The sequence below is a fragment of the Rhodococcus sp. O3 genome, assembly GCF_048897285.1.
Classification (GTDB): domain Bacteria; phylum Actinomycetota; class Actinomycetes; order Mycobacteriales; family Mycobacteriaceae; genus Rhodococcus.
This window is the reverse complement of sequence record NZ_JBMBTE010000029.1, coordinates 14,900-32,923: the sequence shown is the minus strand read 5'-3', so window position 1 is coordinate 32,923 and position 18,024 is coordinate 14,900. Positions and strand designations below refer to the sequence as shown.

General features: G+C 69.1%; 18 protein-coding genes. 5 read left to right on the top strand and 13 right to left on the bottom strand.

Annotated features, from left to right (window positions below; genetic code table 11):
• Positions 1-150: 150 nt before the first annotated feature.
• Positions 151-990 (top strand): mycofactocin-coupled SDR family oxidoreductase, encoded by an 840-nt coding sequence (locus tag ACN675_RS11165; RefSeq protein ID WP_420750929.1) that lies wholly within the window; start codon positions 151-153, stop codon positions 988-990.
• A gap of 66 nt (positions 991-1,056) precedes the next feature.
• On the opposite strand, the gene ACN675_RS11160 is transcribed toward ACN675_RS11165, so the two are convergent.
• Positions 1,057-2,331 (bottom strand): multidrug effflux MFS transporter, encoded by a 1,275-nt coding sequence (locus ACN675_RS11160; RefSeq protein WP_420750928.1) that lies wholly within the window; start codon positions 2,329-2,331, stop codon positions 1,057-1,059.
• 74 nt (positions 2,332-2,405) lie between these two features.
• Here ACN675_RS11160 and ACN675_RS11155 point away from each other — a divergent pair, with 74 nt between their 5' ends.
• Positions 2,406-2,879, top strand: coding sequence for a MarR family winged helix-turn-helix transcriptional regulator (locus ACN675_RS11155; protein WP_420750927.1), 474 nt, complete (start codon positions 2,406-2,408; stop codon positions 2,877-2,879).
• Here the strand turns inward: ACN675_RS11155 and ACN675_RS11150 are convergent.
• On the bottom strand, positions 2,868-3,773 hold the full coding sequence (locus ACN675_RS11150; RefSeq protein WP_420750926.1) for a LysR family transcriptional regulator ArgP: 906 nt from the start codon (positions 3,771-3,773) through the stop codon (positions 2,868-2,870). The genes ACN675_RS11155 and ACN675_RS11150 overlap by 12 nt on opposite strands.
• A gap of 72 nt (positions 3,774-3,845) precedes the next feature.
• On the opposite strand from ACN675_RS11150, the gene ACN675_RS11145 reads away from it, so the two are divergent.
• A complete protein-coding gene (locus ACN675_RS11145) occupies positions 3,846-4,448 on the top strand; it encodes a LysE/ArgO family amino acid transporter (protein WP_420750944.1) in 603 nt (200 codons plus the stop codon).
• 15 nt (positions 4,449-4,463) lie between these two features.
• Here the strand turns inward: ACN675_RS11145 and ACN675_RS11140 are convergent, their stop codons facing one another.
• Together ACN675_RS11140 and ACN675_RS11135 are read right to left on the bottom strand one after the other, a co-directional pair.
• Complete coding sequence (locus ACN675_RS11140) at positions 4,464-5,327, bottom strand: cation diffusion facilitator family transporter (RefSeq protein WP_420750943.1); 864 nt, start codon at positions 5,325-5,327, stop codon at positions 4,464-4,466.
• Between the two features lie 33 nt (positions 5,328-5,360).
• Complete coding sequence (locus ACN675_RS11135) at positions 5,361-5,777, bottom strand: pyridoxamine 5'-phosphate oxidase family protein (protein WP_420750925.1); 417 nt, start codon at positions 5,775-5,777, stop codon at positions 5,361-5,363.
• A 112-nt stretch (positions 5,778-5,889) separates the two neighbouring features.
• On the opposite strand from ACN675_RS11135, the gene ACN675_RS11130 reads away from it, so the two are divergent.
• Positions 5,890-8,613, top strand: a complete 2,724-nt coding sequence (locus ACN675_RS11130) for a cation-translocating P-type ATPase (protein ID WP_420750924.1) — start codon at positions 5,890-5,892, stop codon at positions 8,611-8,613.
• Between the two features lie 102 nt (positions 8,614-8,715).
• Positions 8,716-9,960 (top strand): tRNA guanosine(34) transglycosylase Tgt, encoded by a 1,245-nt coding sequence (tgt, locus tag ACN675_RS11125; RefSeq protein WP_420750923.1) that lies wholly within the window; start codon positions 8,716-8,718, stop codon positions 9,958-9,960.
• Here tgt and ACN675_RS11120 read toward each other — a convergent pair whose 3' ends face one another.
• From ACN675_RS11120 to ACN675_RS11080, 9 genes are all read right to left on the bottom strand, one after another.
• A complete protein-coding gene (locus ACN675_RS11120; RefSeq protein ID WP_420750922.1) occupies positions 9,961-10,713 on the bottom strand; it encodes a queuosine precursor transporter in 753 nt (250 codons plus the stop codon). It lies immediately after the preceding gene.
• 100 nt (positions 10,714-10,813) lie between these two features.
• A complete protein-coding gene (locus tag ACN675_RS11115) occupies positions 10,814-11,737 on the bottom strand; it encodes an RDD family protein (protein ID WP_420750921.1) in 924 nt (307 codons plus the stop codon).
• Between the two features lie 93 nt (positions 11,738-11,830).
• Positions 11,831-12,784: a hypothetical protein gene (locus tag ACN675_RS11110; RefSeq protein WP_420750920.1), complete on the bottom strand. Its 954-nt coding sequence runs from the start codon at positions 12,782-12,784 to the stop codon at positions 11,831-11,833.
• Between the two features lie 76 nt (positions 12,785-12,860).
• On the bottom strand, positions 12,861-13,820 hold the full coding sequence (gene gluQRS / locus ACN675_RS11105) for a tRNA glutamyl-Q(34) synthetase GluQRS (RefSeq protein ID WP_420750919.1): 960 nt from the start codon (positions 13,818-13,820) through the stop codon (positions 12,861-12,863).
• A 76-nt stretch (positions 13,821-13,896) separates the two neighbouring features.
• Complete coding sequence (locus tag ACN675_RS11100) at positions 13,897-14,553, bottom strand: hypothetical protein (protein WP_420750918.1); 657 nt, start codon at positions 14,551-14,553, stop codon at positions 13,897-13,899.
• 60 nt (positions 14,554-14,613) lie between these two features.
• On the bottom strand, positions 14,614-15,189 hold the full coding sequence (locus ACN675_RS11095; RefSeq protein ID WP_420750917.1) for a TetR/AcrR family transcriptional regulator: 576 nt from the start codon (positions 15,187-15,189) through the stop codon (positions 14,614-14,616).
• A 104-nt stretch (positions 15,190-15,293) separates the two neighbouring features.
• Positions 15,294-15,851: a TIGR03086 family metal-binding protein gene (locus ACN675_RS11090; protein WP_420750916.1), complete on the bottom strand. Its 558-nt coding sequence runs from the start codon at positions 15,849-15,851 to the stop codon at positions 15,294-15,296.
• A gap of 132 nt (positions 15,852-15,983) precedes the next feature.
• Positions 15,984-16,745: an SDR family NAD(P)-dependent oxidoreductase gene (locus tag ACN675_RS11085; RefSeq protein ID WP_420750915.1), complete on the bottom strand. Its 762-nt coding sequence runs from the start codon at positions 16,743-16,745 to the stop codon at positions 15,984-15,986.
• A 64-nt stretch (positions 16,746-16,809) separates the two neighbouring features.
• Entirely contained in the window at positions 16,810-17,994 is a 1,185-nt protein-coding gene (locus ACN675_RS11080) for an acetyl-CoA C-acetyltransferase (RefSeq protein ID WP_420750914.1), read from the bottom strand.
• Positions 17,995-18,024: the final 30 nt, after the last annotated feature.

Here is an 18,024-nt window from a genome sequence, read left to right as displayed (position 1 = left end):
CCGAGGGGGGTGGCCTCGTGTTCGACGTCTCGACGGCGGCCTTCCGGCGCGCTCCACCTCGGGTGCGGAACGTAGGGACCGTTCCGGAACAGACAGCTGGGCAACCGAATTCGGACTGATACGCACATCGTCGAGAGCAGGGAGGAAACCATGGCTGGACGGGTCGAGGGGAAGGTCGCGTTCATCACCGGTGCGGCGCGGGGTCAGGGGCGCAGTCACGCGGTGCGGTTGGCCGAAGAGGGCGCCGACATCATCGCGCTCGACGTCTGCGGTCCGATCACGGAGGGCAGCCCGATCCCGCCGTCCACGCCCGAGGACCTGGCCGAGACGGCCGAGCTGGTGAAGAACCTCGATCGGCGCATCGTGACGGCCCAGGTCGACGTGCGGGACTACGAGGCCGTGAAGACGGCCCTGGACGGCGCCGTCGAACAGCTCGGCAGGCTCGACATCATCGTCGCGAACGCGGGCATCGGCAACGGCGGCGAAACGCTCCACGAGACCAGTGAGAGCGACTGGGACGACATGATCGGCGTCAACCTGTCGGGGGTCTGGAAGGCCGTGAAGGCCGGTGTGCCGCACCTGATCTCGGGTGGTCGTGGCGGCTCGATCGTGTTGACCAGCTCGGTGGGCGGACTCAAGGCGTACCCGCACACGGGGCACTACATCGCCGCCAAGCACGGTGTGGTCGGTCTGATGCGCACGTTCGCGGTCGAGCTCGGTCAGCACTCGATCCGGGTCAACTCGGTGCACCCGACGAACGTCTCGACGCCGATGTTCATGAACGAGGGCACCATGAAGATGTTCCGTCCCGACCTCGAGAACCCGGGTCCCGAGGACATGGAGATCGTGGCGAAGCTGATGCACGTGCTGCCGGTCGGCTGGGTCGACCCGGTCGACATCAGCAACGCCGTGCTGTTCCTGGCGTCCGACGAGTCCCGCTACGTGACGGGCCTGCCGTTGACGGTGGACGCCGGCAGCATGCTGAAGTAACACGGGCACAACGCAACCCGGCCCGGCCGATACGGAATCGGCCGGGCCGGGTGTGCGGCTCCGCGGTTATGCGGTGCGATCGGCCGAGCGCGAACCGGTCAGCGCGAGCGCGCCCAAGGCGATCGCGGCGCTGAGCACCATCGCGATCCCCATGGGCAGAGAGGTTTCCTCGCCGCCGATGCCGACGAGCGGCGAGATCGCCGCGGCGAGCAGGAACTGCAGGGCGCCGAGGACGGCCGAGCCGGTGCCCGCGGCGCGCTGCGCCTCGCCGAGCGCCAGGGTGGTGGCATTCGCGATGACCAGGCCGAGGCTGCCCATCGTCAACCACAGCGTGGCCAGCGTGACCCACAGGACCGGACCGACTACAGCGTCGACCAGCATGACGACGGAGAACACGGCGAGCAACGTCAGGCCGATGCGCAGCGTCGTGCGTTCGCCGAACCGGCCCGCGACTACGCCGTTGACCACGCTGAAGATCACCAGGCCGATCGCGTTGGCCGTGAACGAGACGGTGTACCAGCCGGTCGAGAGACCGTGGACGTTCTGCAGCACGAACGGTGACGCCGAGATGTAGGCGAACATCACGCCGAACGCGAAAGCGTACGCCAGGGTGTATCCGACGTACCGGCGGTTGCGCAGGAGAGCGCGGGCGTCACCCAGCATCGCGGCCGCACCACCGATGGAGCGGCGTTCCTTCGGATGGGTTTCCGGCACCAGCGCCAGGACACACGCGAACATCAGCAGCGACAACCCGGCCAGCACCCAGAACACGGCGCGCCAGCCGACGTTGGTGACGACCGTGCCGCCGACCAGCGGGGCGACGACCGGAGCGACGGCGTTGACCACCACGAGCAGCCCGAACAGCTTGGCCGCGGCCGGACCGTGCGCGCGATCGGAGATCACCGCGCGGCCGAGCACGATGCCGGCCGCACCGGCGAAGCCCTGCAGGAAGCGCGACGCGGCGAGCAGTTCGACGGTGGGGGCGAGAGCCGAGGCGGCACTGAACACCGCACACACCAGGGTGCCGACGAGCAGCAGCGGCCGGCGACCGAACCGGTCCGAGAGCGGCCCGAACACGAGCTGGCCGAGGGCCAGGCCGACGAGGAACGTCGTGAGGGTGAGCTGCACGGCCGAGGCGCTGGTGCCGAACTCGACGGCCATCTCGGGGAACGCCGGCAGATACATGTCGATCGCGAGCGGGGCGACCGCGGCGAGCAGCGCCAGAGTGGCGACGAGTTTCGCCGGGAAGTGCGGGGTGTCCGGCGCCGGGATCGGGGGAGCGGCGGAGGCGTCGGCGGGCTCGGCCACGGCGGTGCCCGCGTGCTGGGAGTGCTGGTTCAAGACGACCCTTCGAATCGAGATGGATCTAAATATAGATCTAAAACTATATCTAAAGTAACCACTAGACTGCGGGTGTGTCCAACGATCCGCTCGTCGCCGACGGCAACACCCCATCCGACGAGGACGTCCGGCGCCTTGCCCGGACCGCTCGCTCGCTGGTCTGGGCGTTGCGCCGCTTCGGGGAGAAGGAGGCGGGATTGTCCTTGCTTCCCCAGTCGGAGATCGAAGTGCTCCGGACGCTGGCCGAACGCCCCGGCAGCACGGTGTCCGAGGTCGCCCGCTACCTGGGCCTGCAGAGCAGCAACGTCAGCACCACGGTCCGTCGCCTCGTCGACCGGGGTCTGGTGGAACGGCAGGTCGACCCCCGCGACGGCCGCTCGCACCGCCTGCACCAGACGCCCCTCGCCGAGCGCAACAACAGCCGGATCGACGACATGTGGTTCGACGGCATCCGCCGGCTGCTCGACGGGATGAACGAGGACGAGGCGGCCAAACTTCTCGAGGCAGCGCCGCTGCTCGCCCGGCTGGGCTCGATGTCAGGCGACTGACGGGCGCAGCACCTCCCGCGCCGTGCGCCGCACCACCTCGGTGAGCGCGTCCAGAACGGGGGATTCCAACCGCCAGCGCTGCCAGTACAACGGCACGTCGAACGGCTCGTCCGGGGCGAGTTGCACGAGATCGGCATCGCCGCCGAGCGCGAGGTCGAGCATCGGTTCGGGCAGCATGCCCCAGCCGAGCCCCAGGCGCGCGGCGTCGACGAACTCGCGCGCACCCGGCACGTAGTTGCGCGGTGGGTCGAAACGGCTGCGGGTGTGGCGCCGGAGGAAGCGGTTCTGCAGGTCGTCCTTGCGGTCGAAGGTCAGCATCGGAGCCTCGCGCAACGCGGCCGTGGTCATCCCGTCGGGAAACCAGTGCGCCGCGAAGTCGACGCTCGCCATCGCGTGATACCGCATGGCGCCGAGGTTTTCGGACGTGCAGCCCTGCACCGGGTCGGGTACCGACGTGACCGCCGCCATCGCCGTGCCGTCCCGCAGCAGCGAGGTGGAATGGAACTCGTCCTCGCGCAGCAGCTCGAACAGCGCGCGGTGGTGCTGCGGCATCCGGGCCAGCGCCCGCAGCATCCAGGTGGACATCGAGTCGGCGTTGACCACGAGCGGAACGGTCACGTAGTTGTCCGCGCTCGCGGTGATGCCGAGCGCCTCGGCGGTGTCCTGCTCGAGCCGGGCCACCTGGCGGGCCAGCCGCATGATCGCCTCCCCGGGTCCGGTCGCGGTCACCGGCCGGGTCCGGCGCACCAGCACCTGCCCGACCTGCTGTTCGAGGGCCTTGATGCGCTGGCTCACGGCGGACGGGGTGATCCGCAGGACCGCGGCGGCGCCGTCGAAGGTGCCCTCGTCCAGCACCGCGGCCAACGTGCGCAGTTGAGCGAAGTCCAGATCCATATGAAGAAACTCTAATGTTCCTTAAGGAAAATCAACTGTTCTTATCTCGTGACCTTTCCTAGCGTGGTCGCCGTGAACCTCGTCCTCGCCGGTTTCCTCACCGGACTCTCGCTGATCGTCGCGATCGGAGCCCAGAACGCGTTCGTCCTGCGTCTGGCCATCGCGCGCCGGCACGTGCTGCCGGTGATCGTCGTGTGTGCCCTGTCCGACGCGGTGCTCATCGCCGCCGGCATCGCCGGCATCGCGACGGTCCTCGATCGAGCACCCGGCGCGCTCGAGGTGATCCGTTGGGGCGGTGTGATATTCCTCGTGTCGTACGGTCTGCTCGCGGCCCGCCGCGCGCTGCGACCGTCCGCGTTGAGCGCGGCCCCGGGCGGGGCGATCACCGTCGGTGCCGCGCTCGCGACCTGCCTCGCGCTGACCTGGCTCAACCCGCACGTCTACCTCGACACCGTCCTCATGCTCGGATCGGTCGCCAACACCCACGGCAACCCCGGCAAGTGGTGGTTCGGGACCGGCGCCGTCGCCGCGAGCATCGTGTGGTTCGGCGCGCTCGGCTACGGCGCGCGGTACCTGCGGGCGTGGTTCGCGCGACCCGGTGCCTGGCGGGTCCTCGACGGCGCCGTCGCGGTGCTCATGGTGAGCCTGGGCGTGGGTCTCGCGGTCGGGAACTGACCGCGAGCTGCAGGTTCACCGACGCCGCGCGACCTTGCCGATGGGCTCCAGGTGGGTGAACACCGTGGTGTCCGGCAGGGCTGAGCGCACATCGTCCTCGACCCGGTCGAGCAGATCGTGTCCCGCCCGCACCGTCCAGTCGCCGGGCACGCGCACCGTGAGATACACGAAACGCTGCCGGCCCGACGCCCGGGTGCGGGGCGGCAGGATCGTCACCGACTCGCCGCGGTACCGATCGAGCACCTGCTGCACCTGCGCGACGTCGTCGGCGGGCAGCGCCGCGTCGAGCAATCCGACGACCGATTCGCGCACCAGGCCGGAGCCGATCCGCAGGATGTTCAGGCCGACGAGCAACGCCACGATCGGATCGAGGATGTACCAGCCGAACAGGGCGACCAGGCCGATACCGACGAGAACCCCGACCGACGTCCACACGTCCGTGAGCAGGTGCTTGCCGTCGGCCACCAGTGTGATCGACCGGTGGCGGCGGCCCACCCGTAACAGCAGCAGGCCCACCGCGAGATTGAGAACCGACGATCCCGCCGACAGGAACAGGCCCAGCCCCACCTCGGTCAGTGGCCGGGGCTGCAGCAGCCGCTGCACCGACGTCCACACGATCGCCCCGGCCGCCGCGAAGATCATCGCGCCTTCGACCGCGGCGGAAAGATATTCGGCCTTGCCGTGGCCGAAATCGTGATTCTCGTCCGGAGGTTTCGCCGCGGCCCGCAACGCGAAGACCCCCACCACCGCGGCCACCAGGTTGACACCCGACTCGAGCGCGTCGGACAGCAGGCCCACCGACCCGGTGATCCACGCTGCCCCGGCCTTCAACGCCATCGTGGTCAGGGCGGTCGCGACCGACAGCAGCATGCACCGCATGAGCAGGCGGTGCTGCCCGGGTTCGGTCACCGGTCAGTGCTCGATGAGCGCGAAGCGACGGCCCGTGATCTCGGTTGCGGTGATCTCCACGAAGTTGTACTTCGGTGTCGGCACCCAGGGCGTCGGACCGAGTTCTTCCACCGCCTGAATCTCCTTGAAATGCGTGAGGATTCGCGCCCTTCCGTGCACGACGACGCTCCACGCGGTGCGTTCGCCGACGACGTCGGCCTCGAACGCGACCTCCGCGTGCACCGCCAGCTCCGACAGTTTGCTGCCTTCCCCGGACCGGAAGTACACCTTCCCGTCACCGGCGACATAGTTCACCGGAAAGATGTCCGGCCGGCCGTCCGCGATCACCACGAGCCGGCCCAGCTTCTCGGTTCGCAGCAGCTCCCAGCACTCGTCTTCCTCCAGAACGGTGACGGCGTCCGCATCCGACGGCTCGCTCATGGCTCCTCCGATCCTTCGACGACGTACCTGCCAGTCCAGCACATCACGAACAGCGTGGCCGTGCAGTCGAACGCCGGGCGCGCGGGGCGATCCACCGATAGCGTGAGAGCCCATGATCGACGTCGCCGAACCGCCGTGGCACACCCGGGCGCCCGTCGAGGTCGCCGACGCGCTCGGAGTCGACCCCGAGACAGGACTGTCCGCCGCCGAGGTCGAACGGCGACACACCGAACACGGACCCAATCTGCTCGCCGAGGCGCCGCGTGTTCCGGTGTGGCGCAAGGTGGCCGCCCTGCTCGCCGACCGGATGACCCTCGTGCTCGTGATCGCCGCGGTGGTCAGCGCGACCGTCTCCCGCGAATGGGAAACCCCGGTCGTGATCTTCGCGGTCATCGCGTTGAACACGGTCCTCAACTACGTGCAGGAGTCCCGCGCCGAGAACAGCCTGCAGGCACTGCGGCAGATGTCCGTCTCGACGGCGCGGGTCCGCCGCGACCGACGGGAAGCGGACCTGCCGCGCGCCGACCTGGTCCCCGGGGACGTCGTGCTGCTCGAGGCCGGCGACACCGTCCCCGCCGACGGCCGGGTCGTCACCGCCGTGCGACTGCAGGTCGCCGAGGCCGCGCTCACCGGGGAATCGCATCCCGTCGACAAGGAGATCGACCCCGTCGCGGATCCGGCCGCACCCCTCGGGGACCGCACCGACATGCTGTTCATGAACACGCAGGTCACCCGCGGGCGTGCCGAGATGATCGTCACCGCCACCGGCATGCACACCGAGATGGGTGCGATCGCCACCCTCCTCGGCACCGCCGGGGTGGAGCAGACCCCGCTGCAACGCCGCATCGGTCAGCTCGCCGGAACGTTGACGGTCGTCGCGCTGGTCACCGTCACCCTCGTCTTCGTGCTGGGCCTGCTGCGCGGCCAGTCCTGGTCGGATCTGCTGCTGACCGCGGTCTCCCTCGCGGTCGCCACGATCCCCGAGGGCCTGACCGCCGTGGTCGCCTTCACCCTCGCCATGGGTGCGTCCCGGCTCGCGGCGCGCGGCGCGATCGTCAAACAGCTGTCCGCGGTGGAGACCCTCGGCAGCACCACCCACATCGCCACCGACAAGACGGGCACGCTCACCCTCAACGAGATGACGGTGCAGCGGTTGCTCGTGCGTGGCCGCAGTTTCCGGGTGACCGGAAGCGGCTACGGCACCGACGGCAAGATCCTCGTCGGCGACGGCCTGCCCGCACCGGACATGACGGCCGCGCTGCTGGGCATGGCGCTGTGCAACGACGCGACCGTCCACGACGGCGTCCTGGTCGGTGATCCCACCGAGGGCGCGCTGGTCGTGCTGGCGGAAAAGGGCGGCATCGACGTCGACGGGGCGCGGGATGCGTTGCCGCGGCTCGCCGAGGTGCCGTTCGACTCGGCCTACAAGTACATGGCCACCTTCCACGCGGTTCCCGAGGGCGGCTACCGGGTCTTCGTGAAGGGTGCCCCCGGTGTGCTGCTCGACCGGGCCACGACGATGCTCGGCGCCGACGGCCCGGTGCCGCTCGACGAGGCCGACCACCGCCGGATCAGGACCGCGATCGACGACCTCGCCGGCGAGGGCCTGCGCACCCTCATGATCGCCGGCCGCGACCTGGACGCGGTGCCCCGCGGCGACGCCGACGCCCTGCAACGGTGTGTGCACGAACTGACCGTGTACGCGGTCGTCGGGATCGTCGATCCGCCGCGACCGGAGGCCAAACACGCCATCGAGGTCGCGCACGGCGCCGGAATCGCCGTGCACATGATCACCGGCGACCACCTGGTGACGGCCACGGCGATCGCACGGCAACTGGGCATCCCCGGCAGCGCCGCGAGCGGAGCGGATCTCGACCGGCTCGACGATGCAGCCCTGCAGGACCGCGCGCCGGAGTTCGGGGTCCTGGCCCGGGTGGCACCCGAGCACAAGATCCGGGTGGTCAAGGCCCTGCAGGCCCGCGGGGAGATCGTCGCGATGACCGGCGACGGTGTGAACGATGCACCCGCCCTCGAGCAGGCCGACATCGGCGTGGCCATGGGGATCACCGGTACCGACGTGTCCAAGGGCGCCGCGAACATGATCCTCACCGACGACAACTTCGCGACCATCGTCGCCGCGGTCGCCGAGGGCCGGGGGATCTACGACAACATCGTCAAGTTCGTGAAGTTCCAGCTCACCACCGCGTGGGGATTCGTGCTGATCTTCCTCGCGGCCGGGGCGCTGGGGCTGGCCGGGGGCGCACCGTTCACCGCGCTGCAGATCCTGTGGGTGAACATCATCATGGACGGGCCGCCGGCCCTGTCGCTCGGCGTCGACCCGGCCGAGCCCGGCACGATGAAACGCCCGCCGCGAGCGGCCCACGAGGCACTGCTGAACGCGGCCCGGGTCCGGCGGATCCTGGGGCTGGGTGTCGTGATGGCCGCCGGCACGATCGCGGTGCTGTACTTCGCGCCCGACCTCTTCCCGGACAGCGCCGGCGACCCGCTGTTCGCGACGACACTCGCGTTCACGACGTTCGTGTTCTTCCAGGTGTTCAACCTGTTCAACGTGCGGTCGAATCTGGGATCGGTCTTCTCGTTGCAGACGTTCACCAACCACAGCGTGTGGATCGCGATCGCTGCCGTGATCGTGCTGCAGGTCGCTGTGGTGCAGGCCGGGGTGTTGCAGGGATTCTTCGACACCACGTCCCTGACCCTGCCGCAGTGGGCGCTGGCCGTCGCGGTGGGTTCGGTCGTCCTGTGGGTCGACGAGGTCGGCAAGGCCGTCGCGCGGGGCGTGGCACGACGCCGCAGAATCGGGGACGTCCAGCCGTAGCGATCACGGAAACGGCCGCTCACGCACCGGCCGGTCGAGGTTCGGTGAACGGTGACCTGGCACAATCGTCGGGTGAACGCCCCACGCAGTACCGACTCCGCAGTGCCGACTCCGCCCGACCCGTTCTTCACCGTCGGCGCCCGGCTGGACAACGGTCTGGGCCGCACAGGCACCATCCACACCCCGCACGGCGACATCCGCACGCCGGCGTTCGTCGGTGTCGGCACCAAGGCGACGGTCAAGGCGGTGCTGCCCGAGTCGATGAAGGATCTCGGGGCGCAGGCCCTGCTCGCCAACGCGTATCACCTGTACCTGCAGCCGGGACCGGAGATCGTCGACGAGGCCGGCGGGCTCGGCAAGTTCATGAACTGGGACGGACCGACGTTCACCGACAGCGGCGGATTCCAGGTGATGTCCCTGGGCGTCGGATTCAAGAAGGTGCTGGCGATGGAGGCGGTCGGCGTGCAGTCCGACGACGTCATCGCCAAGGGCAAGGAACGGCTCGCGCACGTCGACGACGACGGCGTCACCTTCAAGTCGCACCTCGACGGCTCCCGGCACCGGTTCACCCCCGAGGTGTCGATGCGGATCCAGCACCAGCTCGGCGCCGACATCATGTTCGCGTTCGACGAGCTGACCACCCTGATGAACACGCGGCGCTACCAGGAGGAGTCGCTCGCGCGGACGCAGGCGTGGGCGGTGCGCTGCATCTCCGAGCACGAGAAGCTCACCGCCGAACGCGCGCACCGTCCGTACCAGGCGTTGTTCGGTGTGGTGCAGGGCGCGCAGTACGAGGATCTGCGGCGGCAGGCGTGCCGCGGCCTCGAATCCATCGTCGGCGAGTCCGGGCGCGGATTCGACGGATACGGAATCGGCGGGGCACTCGAGAAGCAGAACCTCGGCACCATCGTGCGCTGGTGCACCGAGGAACTGCCCGCCCACAAACCCCGCCACATGCTCGGCATCAGCGAACCCGACGACATGTTCGTCGCGATCGAACACGGCGCCGACACCTTCGACTGCGTCAATCCGTCCCGGGTCGCCCGTAACGCGGCGATCTACCATCCGGACGGCCGGTTCAACATCAACACCAGCCGCTTCCGGCGGGACTTCACGCCCATCGACGAGAACTGCGACTGCTACACGTGCGCGAACTACACTCGCGCCTACATCCATCACCTGTTCAAGGCGAAGGAGATGCTGGCGTCGACGCTGTGCACGATCCACAACGAACGGTTCACCGTGCGGCTCGTCGACGAGATCCGCGCGTCGATCGAGGGTGGTTACTTCGCCGAGTACAAGGCGGACACCCTCGGCCGGTTCTACTCGGGTGCCGCCCGTCCGTAGTCAGGCCGCGTAGGTCGGTTCGTGCTTCTTCACGTGCGCGATCACGCGGTACGTGATCGGCATGACGACGATCTCCACGAGCGTCTTCCACAGGAATCCGACGATCACGTAGTTGGTGAAGTCCGTCCACGTCGAGATACCGATCGCACCCGCCGCGATCGCGCAGAAGATCAGCGTGTCGGCGAACTCGCCGACCACCGTGGACCCGATCAGCCGGGCCCACAGGTACTTCTCCTTCGTGCGCTCCTTGATCCGCACCAGCACGTACGAGTTCAGCAACTGGCCGACGAGGTAACCGGAGAGACCGGCGAGCAGGATGCGCGGGACGACCCCGAGGACCGCGTCGAACGCGTCCTGGTTTTCGTAGAAGTCGGCGGGCGGCAGCAGGCCGGTGATCCAGAAGCACAGGGCGGCCAGGGCGACCGCGCCGAACCCGAACAGCACCGCACGCCGGGTCGCCGCGAACCCGTACACCTCGCTCAGGACGTCGCCCAGGATGTAGGCGAGCGGGAACAGGAAGAATCCGCCGTCCGTCAGGATCGGCAGGATCTGCAGTGAGCCGACCGCGACGTCGGCGTCGCCGAAGAACGCGACGCCCTTCGTCGCGCAGATGTTGGAGATGATGAGCACCGTCGTGAACAGCGCGACGATCCCCGGGTAGTAGCTGCGGGCCACGTGCGCGAACGCCGCATGATCGGTGGTGGCGACCGGGCCGGTGGCGGGATCGTTCGGGGTCGATGCGTGCTCTGTCACCCGGTCATCCAAGCACTCGCGGCGCGACAACGCGAAGTACGGACAAAACGCCGCGGGCCCCGTCCGGAGTGGACGGGGCCCGCGGTCGGGGTGGGACGGGTCAGGACTTGACGACCCGGGTGCCGCCCGCGAACTTGTCGTGGAAGCCCTGCTTGGTCGGGCTCTGCTCGATCGTGACGGCGATGCCGATGTACGCGGCGATCGAGGCGATGTTGAACAGCCAGCCGAGGATCGGAATCCAGGTCAGGGACTGCAGCGCCAGGTAGGCGTTGCGCTTCGCGGCCTCTTCGAGGGTGGGGAGTCCGCCGTTCGGGCCGATCACCGACAGGCCGAGCACCTTCTTGCCCACCGTCGCGCCCTTCGTGCACTCGAAGTACGCCGAGTAGCCGAGCATCGCGACGCCGGAGAGCAGGCCGACCACCGCGGACAGGAAGAAGCTGTCGGCGAAGGCGACGATCGCGGTGACGATACCGACCGGGATACCCACGATCAGGGCGTCGATGATGCGCGCGCCGAGTCGCGGGAGCAGCTCGCCCGGCTGACCGGCACCCGGACCGAAGCTGGGCTGCGGTGCGCCGAACTGCGGAGCGCCGTACTGCGGGTCTCCGGCGGGAGCACCGTACTGGGGGCCGGGTTGCGGGGCACCGTACTGCTGGTTGCCGTACTGCTGATTACCGAACTGCGGGGCCTGCTGGTCGCCGTACTGCGGCGCACCGTATTGGGGGCCGGCGGGCGGGGCGGTGTATTGCGGCGTCGCGGTCTGGCCACCGTACTGCTGACCGCCGTACTGCGGGGCGCCGTACTGCTGACCACCGGCGGGGGCGCCGTACTGCTGACCACCGGCCGGTGCACCGTACTGCGGGGGATTCTGCTGGGGCGGCTCGTAGCCCGAGGTGATCGGGTTCGGGAAGTGCGTGGTGTAGTCGGCCGGTTGCCCGGATGCCTGCGGTCCGCCGTACTGAGGTGCGGGGTATGCCCCCGAACTGTGTGGATCGGACTGAGGCGGATATCCCCCGGTGGTCATGTGTCTCCCTTGTCGTCGGGCGTGCGGATGCTGCACGGTACATCGCCCGTGCAGCCGTCGTCGATATGGTCGAAATGTCCGCACGCTGCCCGATCAGGGTGCCACAGGACCCCCAGTGGTCACTCGGTACGCATAGGTCGAGGCGATGAGCGTCACGGGAACACTGACGAACAGACCCAGCCCGCACAGCAGTGCGCCGACGATGTTGAGCCCCACCACGGCCAGCGCGAGCAGCAGCAGCGTCCCCACGTTGGACGAGATCGCTTGGATGCTGGACTTGATCGCGGTGATCGCATCCTGGTTCTTGTCGATGACGAACGGCAGCGTCCACCAGGTCAGGAACATGACGATCAGGCCCGGGATGATCAGGAGCACGAACCCGATGACGGTGGCGAGTCCGATGAGCACGCCCGCGATGATCACCGCGGCCACGTTGGTGAACTGGAAGAACGAGCCGAACGCAGGCTTGTTGCCGTCGATCTCGTGCAGCGCCCCGCGGACGTATGCGGCCTGGATGAGGTAACCGACGATCGCGCTCACGATCGAGCCGATCGTGCGCCACAGCGTGAAGTCACCGTCGGTGTCGAAACCACCGAAGATGAGGTTGATCACACCCTGGATGACGAGGGCCACGATCATGAAACCGATCCACACCCCGGCGTTCGCGCTGAACTTCGACCATCCGTACGAGATGGCGTCGCCCACGCTCAGCTGCGTCGGGACGGGGGAGTAGCCGGGACCCTGCGACGAGAAGTTGCCCGGCGGGGGCGGGTAGTTGCCCGGGGGCGGTGGATAGTTCCCCGGCGGCGGGTAATTGCCCTGCGGGGGATAGTTCCCTGGCGGCGGGGGGTAGTTCCCCGGCGGGGGCGGGTAGTTGCCCTGGGGCGGGGGATAGTTCCCGGGAGGTGGGTAGTTGCCCGGCGGGGGCGGATAACCGCCGGACGGTGGTGGCGGGTAGCCACCCTGCGGATTCTTCGGATCCGGGTTCTCGGGGCTGTTGCCCTGCCTGTACGGGTCCTGGTTCGGGTCGTAACCGCCGGTCGTCATAGCTCGTCCTCTCGAGGCGGCTGAGCGTCAAGTCAATTCCGCACACTACGTCCGATCCGGTCGTCGCGCAGCATGATCAACTTTGTCCGGCGATCCCGCCTTCGTCGGGCCGCACGGGCTCGGTCTCGAACACCCACGGATGCCGGGGCAGCAGCGCCGGGTTCCAGCGGTCGAGCAGCAGCGGCAGCGTCACCGGCTCCCCGGGATCGGCCAGGCGAAGGGACACCGCGATCCGGCCCAGCACGTCCGCCGGAGTGTGCCCGAGGGCGCGGTGATCGGCGAGGGTCACGGCGCCGTCGCGCTTGGCCAGCCTCTTGCCCTCCGCATTGAGAGCGAGCGGCACGTGCGCGTACACCGGAGCCGGAAGATCGAGCAGCGCAGCCAGATACGCCTGACGGGGTGCGGAGGAGAGCAGGTCGTCGCCCCGCACGACCTGATCGATGCCCTGCGCGGCGTCGTCGACGACGACCGCCAGGTTGTAGGCGGGGGTCCCGTCGCCGCGGCGCAGCACGAGATCGTCGACGATTCCCGTGAAATCGCCGTGCAGCACGTCGTGCACCGTGTAGAAGTCCGTTCCGGCCCGCAGCCGTACGGCCGGCGGGCGGCCGGACGCCTTCTTCTCGGCACGTTCGGCACTCGACAACCTGCGGCACGTGCCGGGGTAGGCACCGGCCGGCGCGTGCGGCGCGGAGGTCGCCTGCTGGATCTCGCGTCGGGTGCAGAAACACTCGTAGGTCAGCCCGGCCCGGGTGAGCCGGTCGATCGCCTCCTCGTACAGACGAAGCCGCCGCGACTGATGGACGACCTCGGCGTCCCAGTCGATGCCGAGCGCCGCCAGATCCGCGAGCTGCGCGTGCTCCGCGCCGGGGCGGACCCGATCGAGATCTTCGACGCGCACCAGGAACCGGCGTCCGGTGCTGCGGGCGAACAACCACGCGAGCACGGCGGTCCGCAGATTTCCCAGATGCAGGTCGCCGGAGGGGCTCGGCGCGAACCGCCCGGCTCCCACCGGTGCCTCGGCCTCCGAATTGAACATTCCTGCACCCTATCCGGGTGCGGCTCCGCCGCCCGTGTGCCTTTCTGGCGGTCGGGACCGCCACAACGCAACACCGTCAGAGGAGGTTCACCGCATTCGCCACGACCAGACCGAGGATCACCAGCGACAGCAGGGACTGCACGGCCATCGTCAGCTTCGCCCACCGAGCCAGAGGAAGGACGTCGGCGGGACCGAACGTGGTGGCGTTGGTCAGGGCGAGGGACAGGTAGTCGGCGAAGACGGGCCGCCACCCCGGCGGCGCGAGTTCGGGCTCGAGCTGCTGGGGGAACGCCAGGTCGGGATGGGGCCGGGGCCGCAGGTGCCGGTTCACGGCACCACCACCGTCGAGTTCCCAGTACAGAAAGCCGAACGCCAGTACCGTCTGCATCCACACCAGCGCACCGGACAGCAGCAGGTCGGTCGCGACCGTGGCCGTCGGTGAGCTGTGCAGCAGATCCCACACCAGCCGCGCCGCACTCCACGCCGCCCCCGCCGCGATCACGACCACCAAGGCGACGGACAGCGCCCGCACCCAGCGACCCGGACGGTCGATACGACCGGGATCGACGACGACGAGCGCGACGAGAACCGATCCCTCGATGACGGGAAGCAACCACGTGTAACCCGGCGAATAGTGCGCGGGAAGCAGGAACGGCACGGCCATCGACACGAGCACGAACGCCGAGGCGGTCCAACGCTGTTCCGCGCGTGGGGAACGTGAAACCTCGGTCATCGCGGAGCCTCGTTCCGGGCGACGGGACCATTCACTCGGGTAGACCGAATGATGGTCGCATCAGTCGTCGGCGAGGGCCAGCTGAATCTGGGTGTGCAGGGAGTGGGTGAGGAACTCCGGCGGATACAGCGCCGGGCACGCGATCGCGTCGAGAGCGAGACCGTTGACGGAGGCGAGCAGCAACGTCGCCCGTGTCTCCGGCTCCGGGATGCCCATCCGGATCAGCACGGCGGAAACACCCGTGCGCATCGTGAACAGCGTCGCGTGGCGGATCGCCCCGAGCGGCGGCGACGTGACCGCGCGGACCGTGAAGGCCGCCATGACCTGCGCTTCGCTCGCTCGCTGTTCGTCGAGCGGCAGCAACTGGCTCAGGGCCGCGAACAAGGTGCGGGACGGGTCGATGTCGGGATCGGTGCTGCTCAGCCTGGCCAGGACCCGGTCGGCGAGTGCCCGGAAGGCGAACGCGAGCATCGCGTCCTTCGTCGGGAAATGATGCTGCACTGCGCCGATGGAGACCCCGGCCTCACTCGCGACCTCGCGCACGCTTGCCGAGTCCAGGCCGCTGCGTGCCGCGACCTGGAGCAGGGCAGCGGCGAGCCGGTTGGGGTTCGTGGTGGCGTACGGACGGGCGCGCATGGATGCACCGTACCTGCATCAATCGGACATACGACGGTATGGGTACCGCCTACCGGAGACCGACCGGCACCACGGCGACCAGGCACGACGCCGACATGCGACGCTCAGGCCTGCCGGCCCAGGTATCCGAGGACCCGGGTGGTGCGGTCGGCGCCCTCGGGCACGTCGACGGCCGGACCGCACACACCTGCCATGCGGATCGATTCCCCCATCGCGGTCGCCGCGGACTCGACGAAATCGAGGTCGGCGTCGGCGATGGTCTCGTCGAGGCCCGTCGCGCGCGCCAGATCCCACCCGTGCACCACCAGATCGAAGGTGTAGAACCTGTCGACGGTCGCGGCGAGGGACGTCCGCCCGAAATAGCCGTCGTATTCGAGGTTTCCGCGAGCCGGATCGTCGAGGATCTCCTGCATCGCGTCGCGGGTCGCGATCCACGCCCCGACCGGATCCGCTTCCGGTGAGGGTTCGGACGGCAGCTCGAGCCCGACCTTCGTGACGATGTCGCGCTGGGTCTCGACGACGTGCTGCACCACGTCGCGAGCGGTCCAGCCGTCGCACGGAGACGGTGAGCTCCACAGGTCGGTGGGGACCGCTTCGACGGTGGCGGTGAACTTGGCGGCGAGGTCGCGGTAGTGGTCGGCGGGGGACGCTGCGTTCGTCATGGCCTCGATTGTCGTCGAAGCCCCGCGATCCGAGGCGGTAACTCGCTCGCCGACGAGCAGGCCCCGGACCGTAGGTAGCTGTCGGTACCGCTACCTACGATCCGGGGCCGTCACTGCGATCGGATACCGCGGTCAGCGCGGTGCCATGCGGATGGCGCCGTCGAGGCGGATCGTCTCGCCGTTGAGCATCGGGTTGTCGATGATGTGAGCGGCCAGTGCCGCGTACTCGTCGGCCTTACCGAGACGCGAGGGATGCGGAACCTGCTCGCCGAGTGAACGCTGCGCCTCCTCGGGGAGACCGGCCATCATCGGGGTCTCGAAGATTCCGCGCGCGATCGTCACGACCCGGATGAGATGCCGTGCCAGTTCACGGGCGAGCGGCAGGGTCAGGGCCGCGACCCCACCCTTCGACGCGGCGTAGGCGGGCTGACCGATCTGCCCGTCGAAGGCGGCGACCGAGGCGGTATCGACGATGACGCCGCGCTCGCCGTCGATCGGATCGGTCGCGGCGATCTTCTCCGCGGCCAGCCGGATCACGTTGAACGTGCCGACGAGGTTGATGCGGACGACGCGTTCGAATTCCTCGAGGGGAAGTGCCCCGTTGCGGCCGAGGACCTTGCCGGGCGTGGCGACACCTGCGCAGTTGACCGCGACACGCAGATCGCCGAGACCGGCGGCGAAATCGACGGCTGCGGTGACCTCGTCGGGGGAGGTGACGTCGGCGGGGACGAAGTGCGCGCCCTCACCGATGGCCGCCGCGGCCTCGGCGCCGCGCGAGCTCGGCAGGTCGATCAGCACCACCTGGGCTCCGCGTTCGTGCAGGGCCCGGGCGGTGGCGTGGCCGAGGCCCGAGGCACCACCGGTGACGATTGCGACGGCTCCGTCGATGTTCATGAAGTTTCTCCTGGTCGGGGACGGTCGCGGGGTTCTCGCGACCGGAAGAGACGGGGCGCTCAGCTCACGGCACGCGCAGGACGAGTGCGTCGCCCTGACCGCCACCACCGCAGAGCGCGGCGACGCCGGTGCCACCGCCGCGGCGGCCGAGTTCGAGCGCGAGGTGCAGCACGATGCGCGCCCCGGACATGCCGAGAGGGTGGCCGAGTGCGATGGCGCCGCCGTTGACGTTGATCCGCGTCCGGTCGAGGCCGAGTTCGCGGGCCGATGCGATGCCGACCGCGGCAAATGCCTCGTTGATCTCGACGAGATCGAGGTCGGTCGGGGCGATGCCCTCACGCTCGCAGGCCTTCGCGATGGCCCGCGACGGCTGCGACTGCAGGGTCGAGTCGGGGCCGGCCACCACGCCGTGCGCGCCGATCTCGGCGATCCAGGACAGTCCGAGTTCCTCGGCCTTGGCCTTGCTCATCACGACGACGGCGGCGGCACCGTCGGAAATCTGCGAGGCCGACCCGGCGGTCACCGTGCCGTCCTTCAGGAACGCGGGCGGCAGCTTGGCGAGCGATTCGGCGGTGGTGTCCGGACGGATGCCCTCGTCCGCGGTGAACAGGACGGGGTCGCCCTTGCGCTGGGGGATCGGCACCGGCACGACCTCGTCGTCGAACAGGCCGTCCTTCCAGGCGCGGGCCGCGTTCTGATGCGACGCCGCGGAGAAGGCGTCCTGCTCCTCGCGGGACACGGCCCGCTCGTCGATGTTGGCGTACTCGGTGAGGTTGCCCATGCCCTGATCGGTGAAGACGTCGTAGAGCCCGTCGTGCGCCATGTGGTCGCGCATCGTGACATCGCCGTACTTGAATCCGGCGCGGCTCTTCTCGAGCAGGTGCGGTGCCTGGCTCATCGATTCCTGCCCGCCGGCGACGACGATGTCGAATTCGCCGGCGCGGATGAGCTGGTCGGCCATCGCGATCGCGGTCAGTCCGGACAGGCAGACCTTGTTGATGGTCAGGGCCGGGACGTCCATCGGGATGCCGGCCTTGGCGGCGGCCTGGCGGGCGGGGATCTGGCCGGCGCCTGCGGTGAGGACCTGGCCCATGATGACGTAGTCGACCTGGTCGGGGGACACGTGGGCCTTGTCGAGCGCGCCCTTGATGGCGACGGCGCCGAGGTCCGAGCCGGAGAAGTCCTTCAACGAGCCCAGCAGCCGTCCCATGGGGGTGCGGGCGCCGGCGACGATCACAGAGGTGGTCATGAGTGAGCTTTCGGCAGTAGGGCAGTAGGG

Bases quoted from the DNA above. Each gene is read 5' to 3' on its own strand.
- ACN675_RS11130 (WP_420750924.1), top strand. From the start codon at position 5,890: ATGATCGACGTCGCCGAACCGCCGTGGCACACCCGGGCGCCCGTCGAG.
- ACN675_RS11135 (WP_420750925.1), bottom strand. From the start codon at position 5,777: ATGAGCGAGCCGTCGGATGCGGACGCCGTCACCGTTCTGGAGGAAGAC.
- ACN675_RS11140 (WP_420750943.1), bottom strand. From the start codon at position 5,327: ATGCGGTGCATGCTGCTGTCGGTCGCGACCGCCCTGACCACGATGGCG.
- ACN675_RS11100 (WP_420750918.1), bottom strand. From the start codon at position 14,553: ATGACCGAGGTTTCACGTTCCCCACGCGCGGAACAGCGTTGGACCGCC.
- ACN675_RS11085 (WP_420750915.1), bottom strand. From the start codon at position 16,745: ATGAACATCGACGGAGCCGTCGCAATCGTCACCGGTGGTGCCTCGGGC.
- ACN675_RS11090 (WP_420750916.1), bottom strand. From the start codon at position 15,851: ATGACGAACGCAGCGTCCCCCGCCGACCACTACCGCGACCTCGCCGCC.
- ACN675_RS11150 (WP_420750926.1), bottom strand. From the start codon at position 3,773: ATGGATCTGGACTTCGCTCAACTGCGCACGTTGGCCGCGGTGCTGGAC.
- gluQRS (WP_420750919.1), bottom strand. From the start codon at position 13,820: ATGTTCAATTCGGAGGCCGAGGCACCGGTGGGAGCCGGGCGGTTCGCG.
- ACN675_RS11095 (WP_420750917.1), bottom strand. From the start codon at position 15,189: ATGCGCGCCCGTCCGTACGCCACCACGAACCCCAACCGGCTCGCCGCT.
- ACN675_RS11115 (WP_420750921.1), bottom strand. From the start codon at position 11,737: ATGACCACCGGGGGATATCCGCCTCAGTCCGATCCACACAGTTCGGGG.
- ACN675_RS11165 (WP_420750929.1), top strand. From the start codon at position 151: ATGGCTGGACGGGTCGAGGGGAAGGTCGCGTTCATCACCGGTGCGGCG.
- ACN675_RS11110 (WP_420750920.1), bottom strand. From the start codon at position 12,784: ATGACGACCGGCGGTTACGACCCGAACCAGGACCCGTACAGGCAGGGC.
- ACN675_RS11080 (WP_420750914.1), bottom strand. From the start codon at position 17,994: ATGACCACCTCTGTGATCGTCGCCGGCGCCCGCACCCCCATGGGACGG.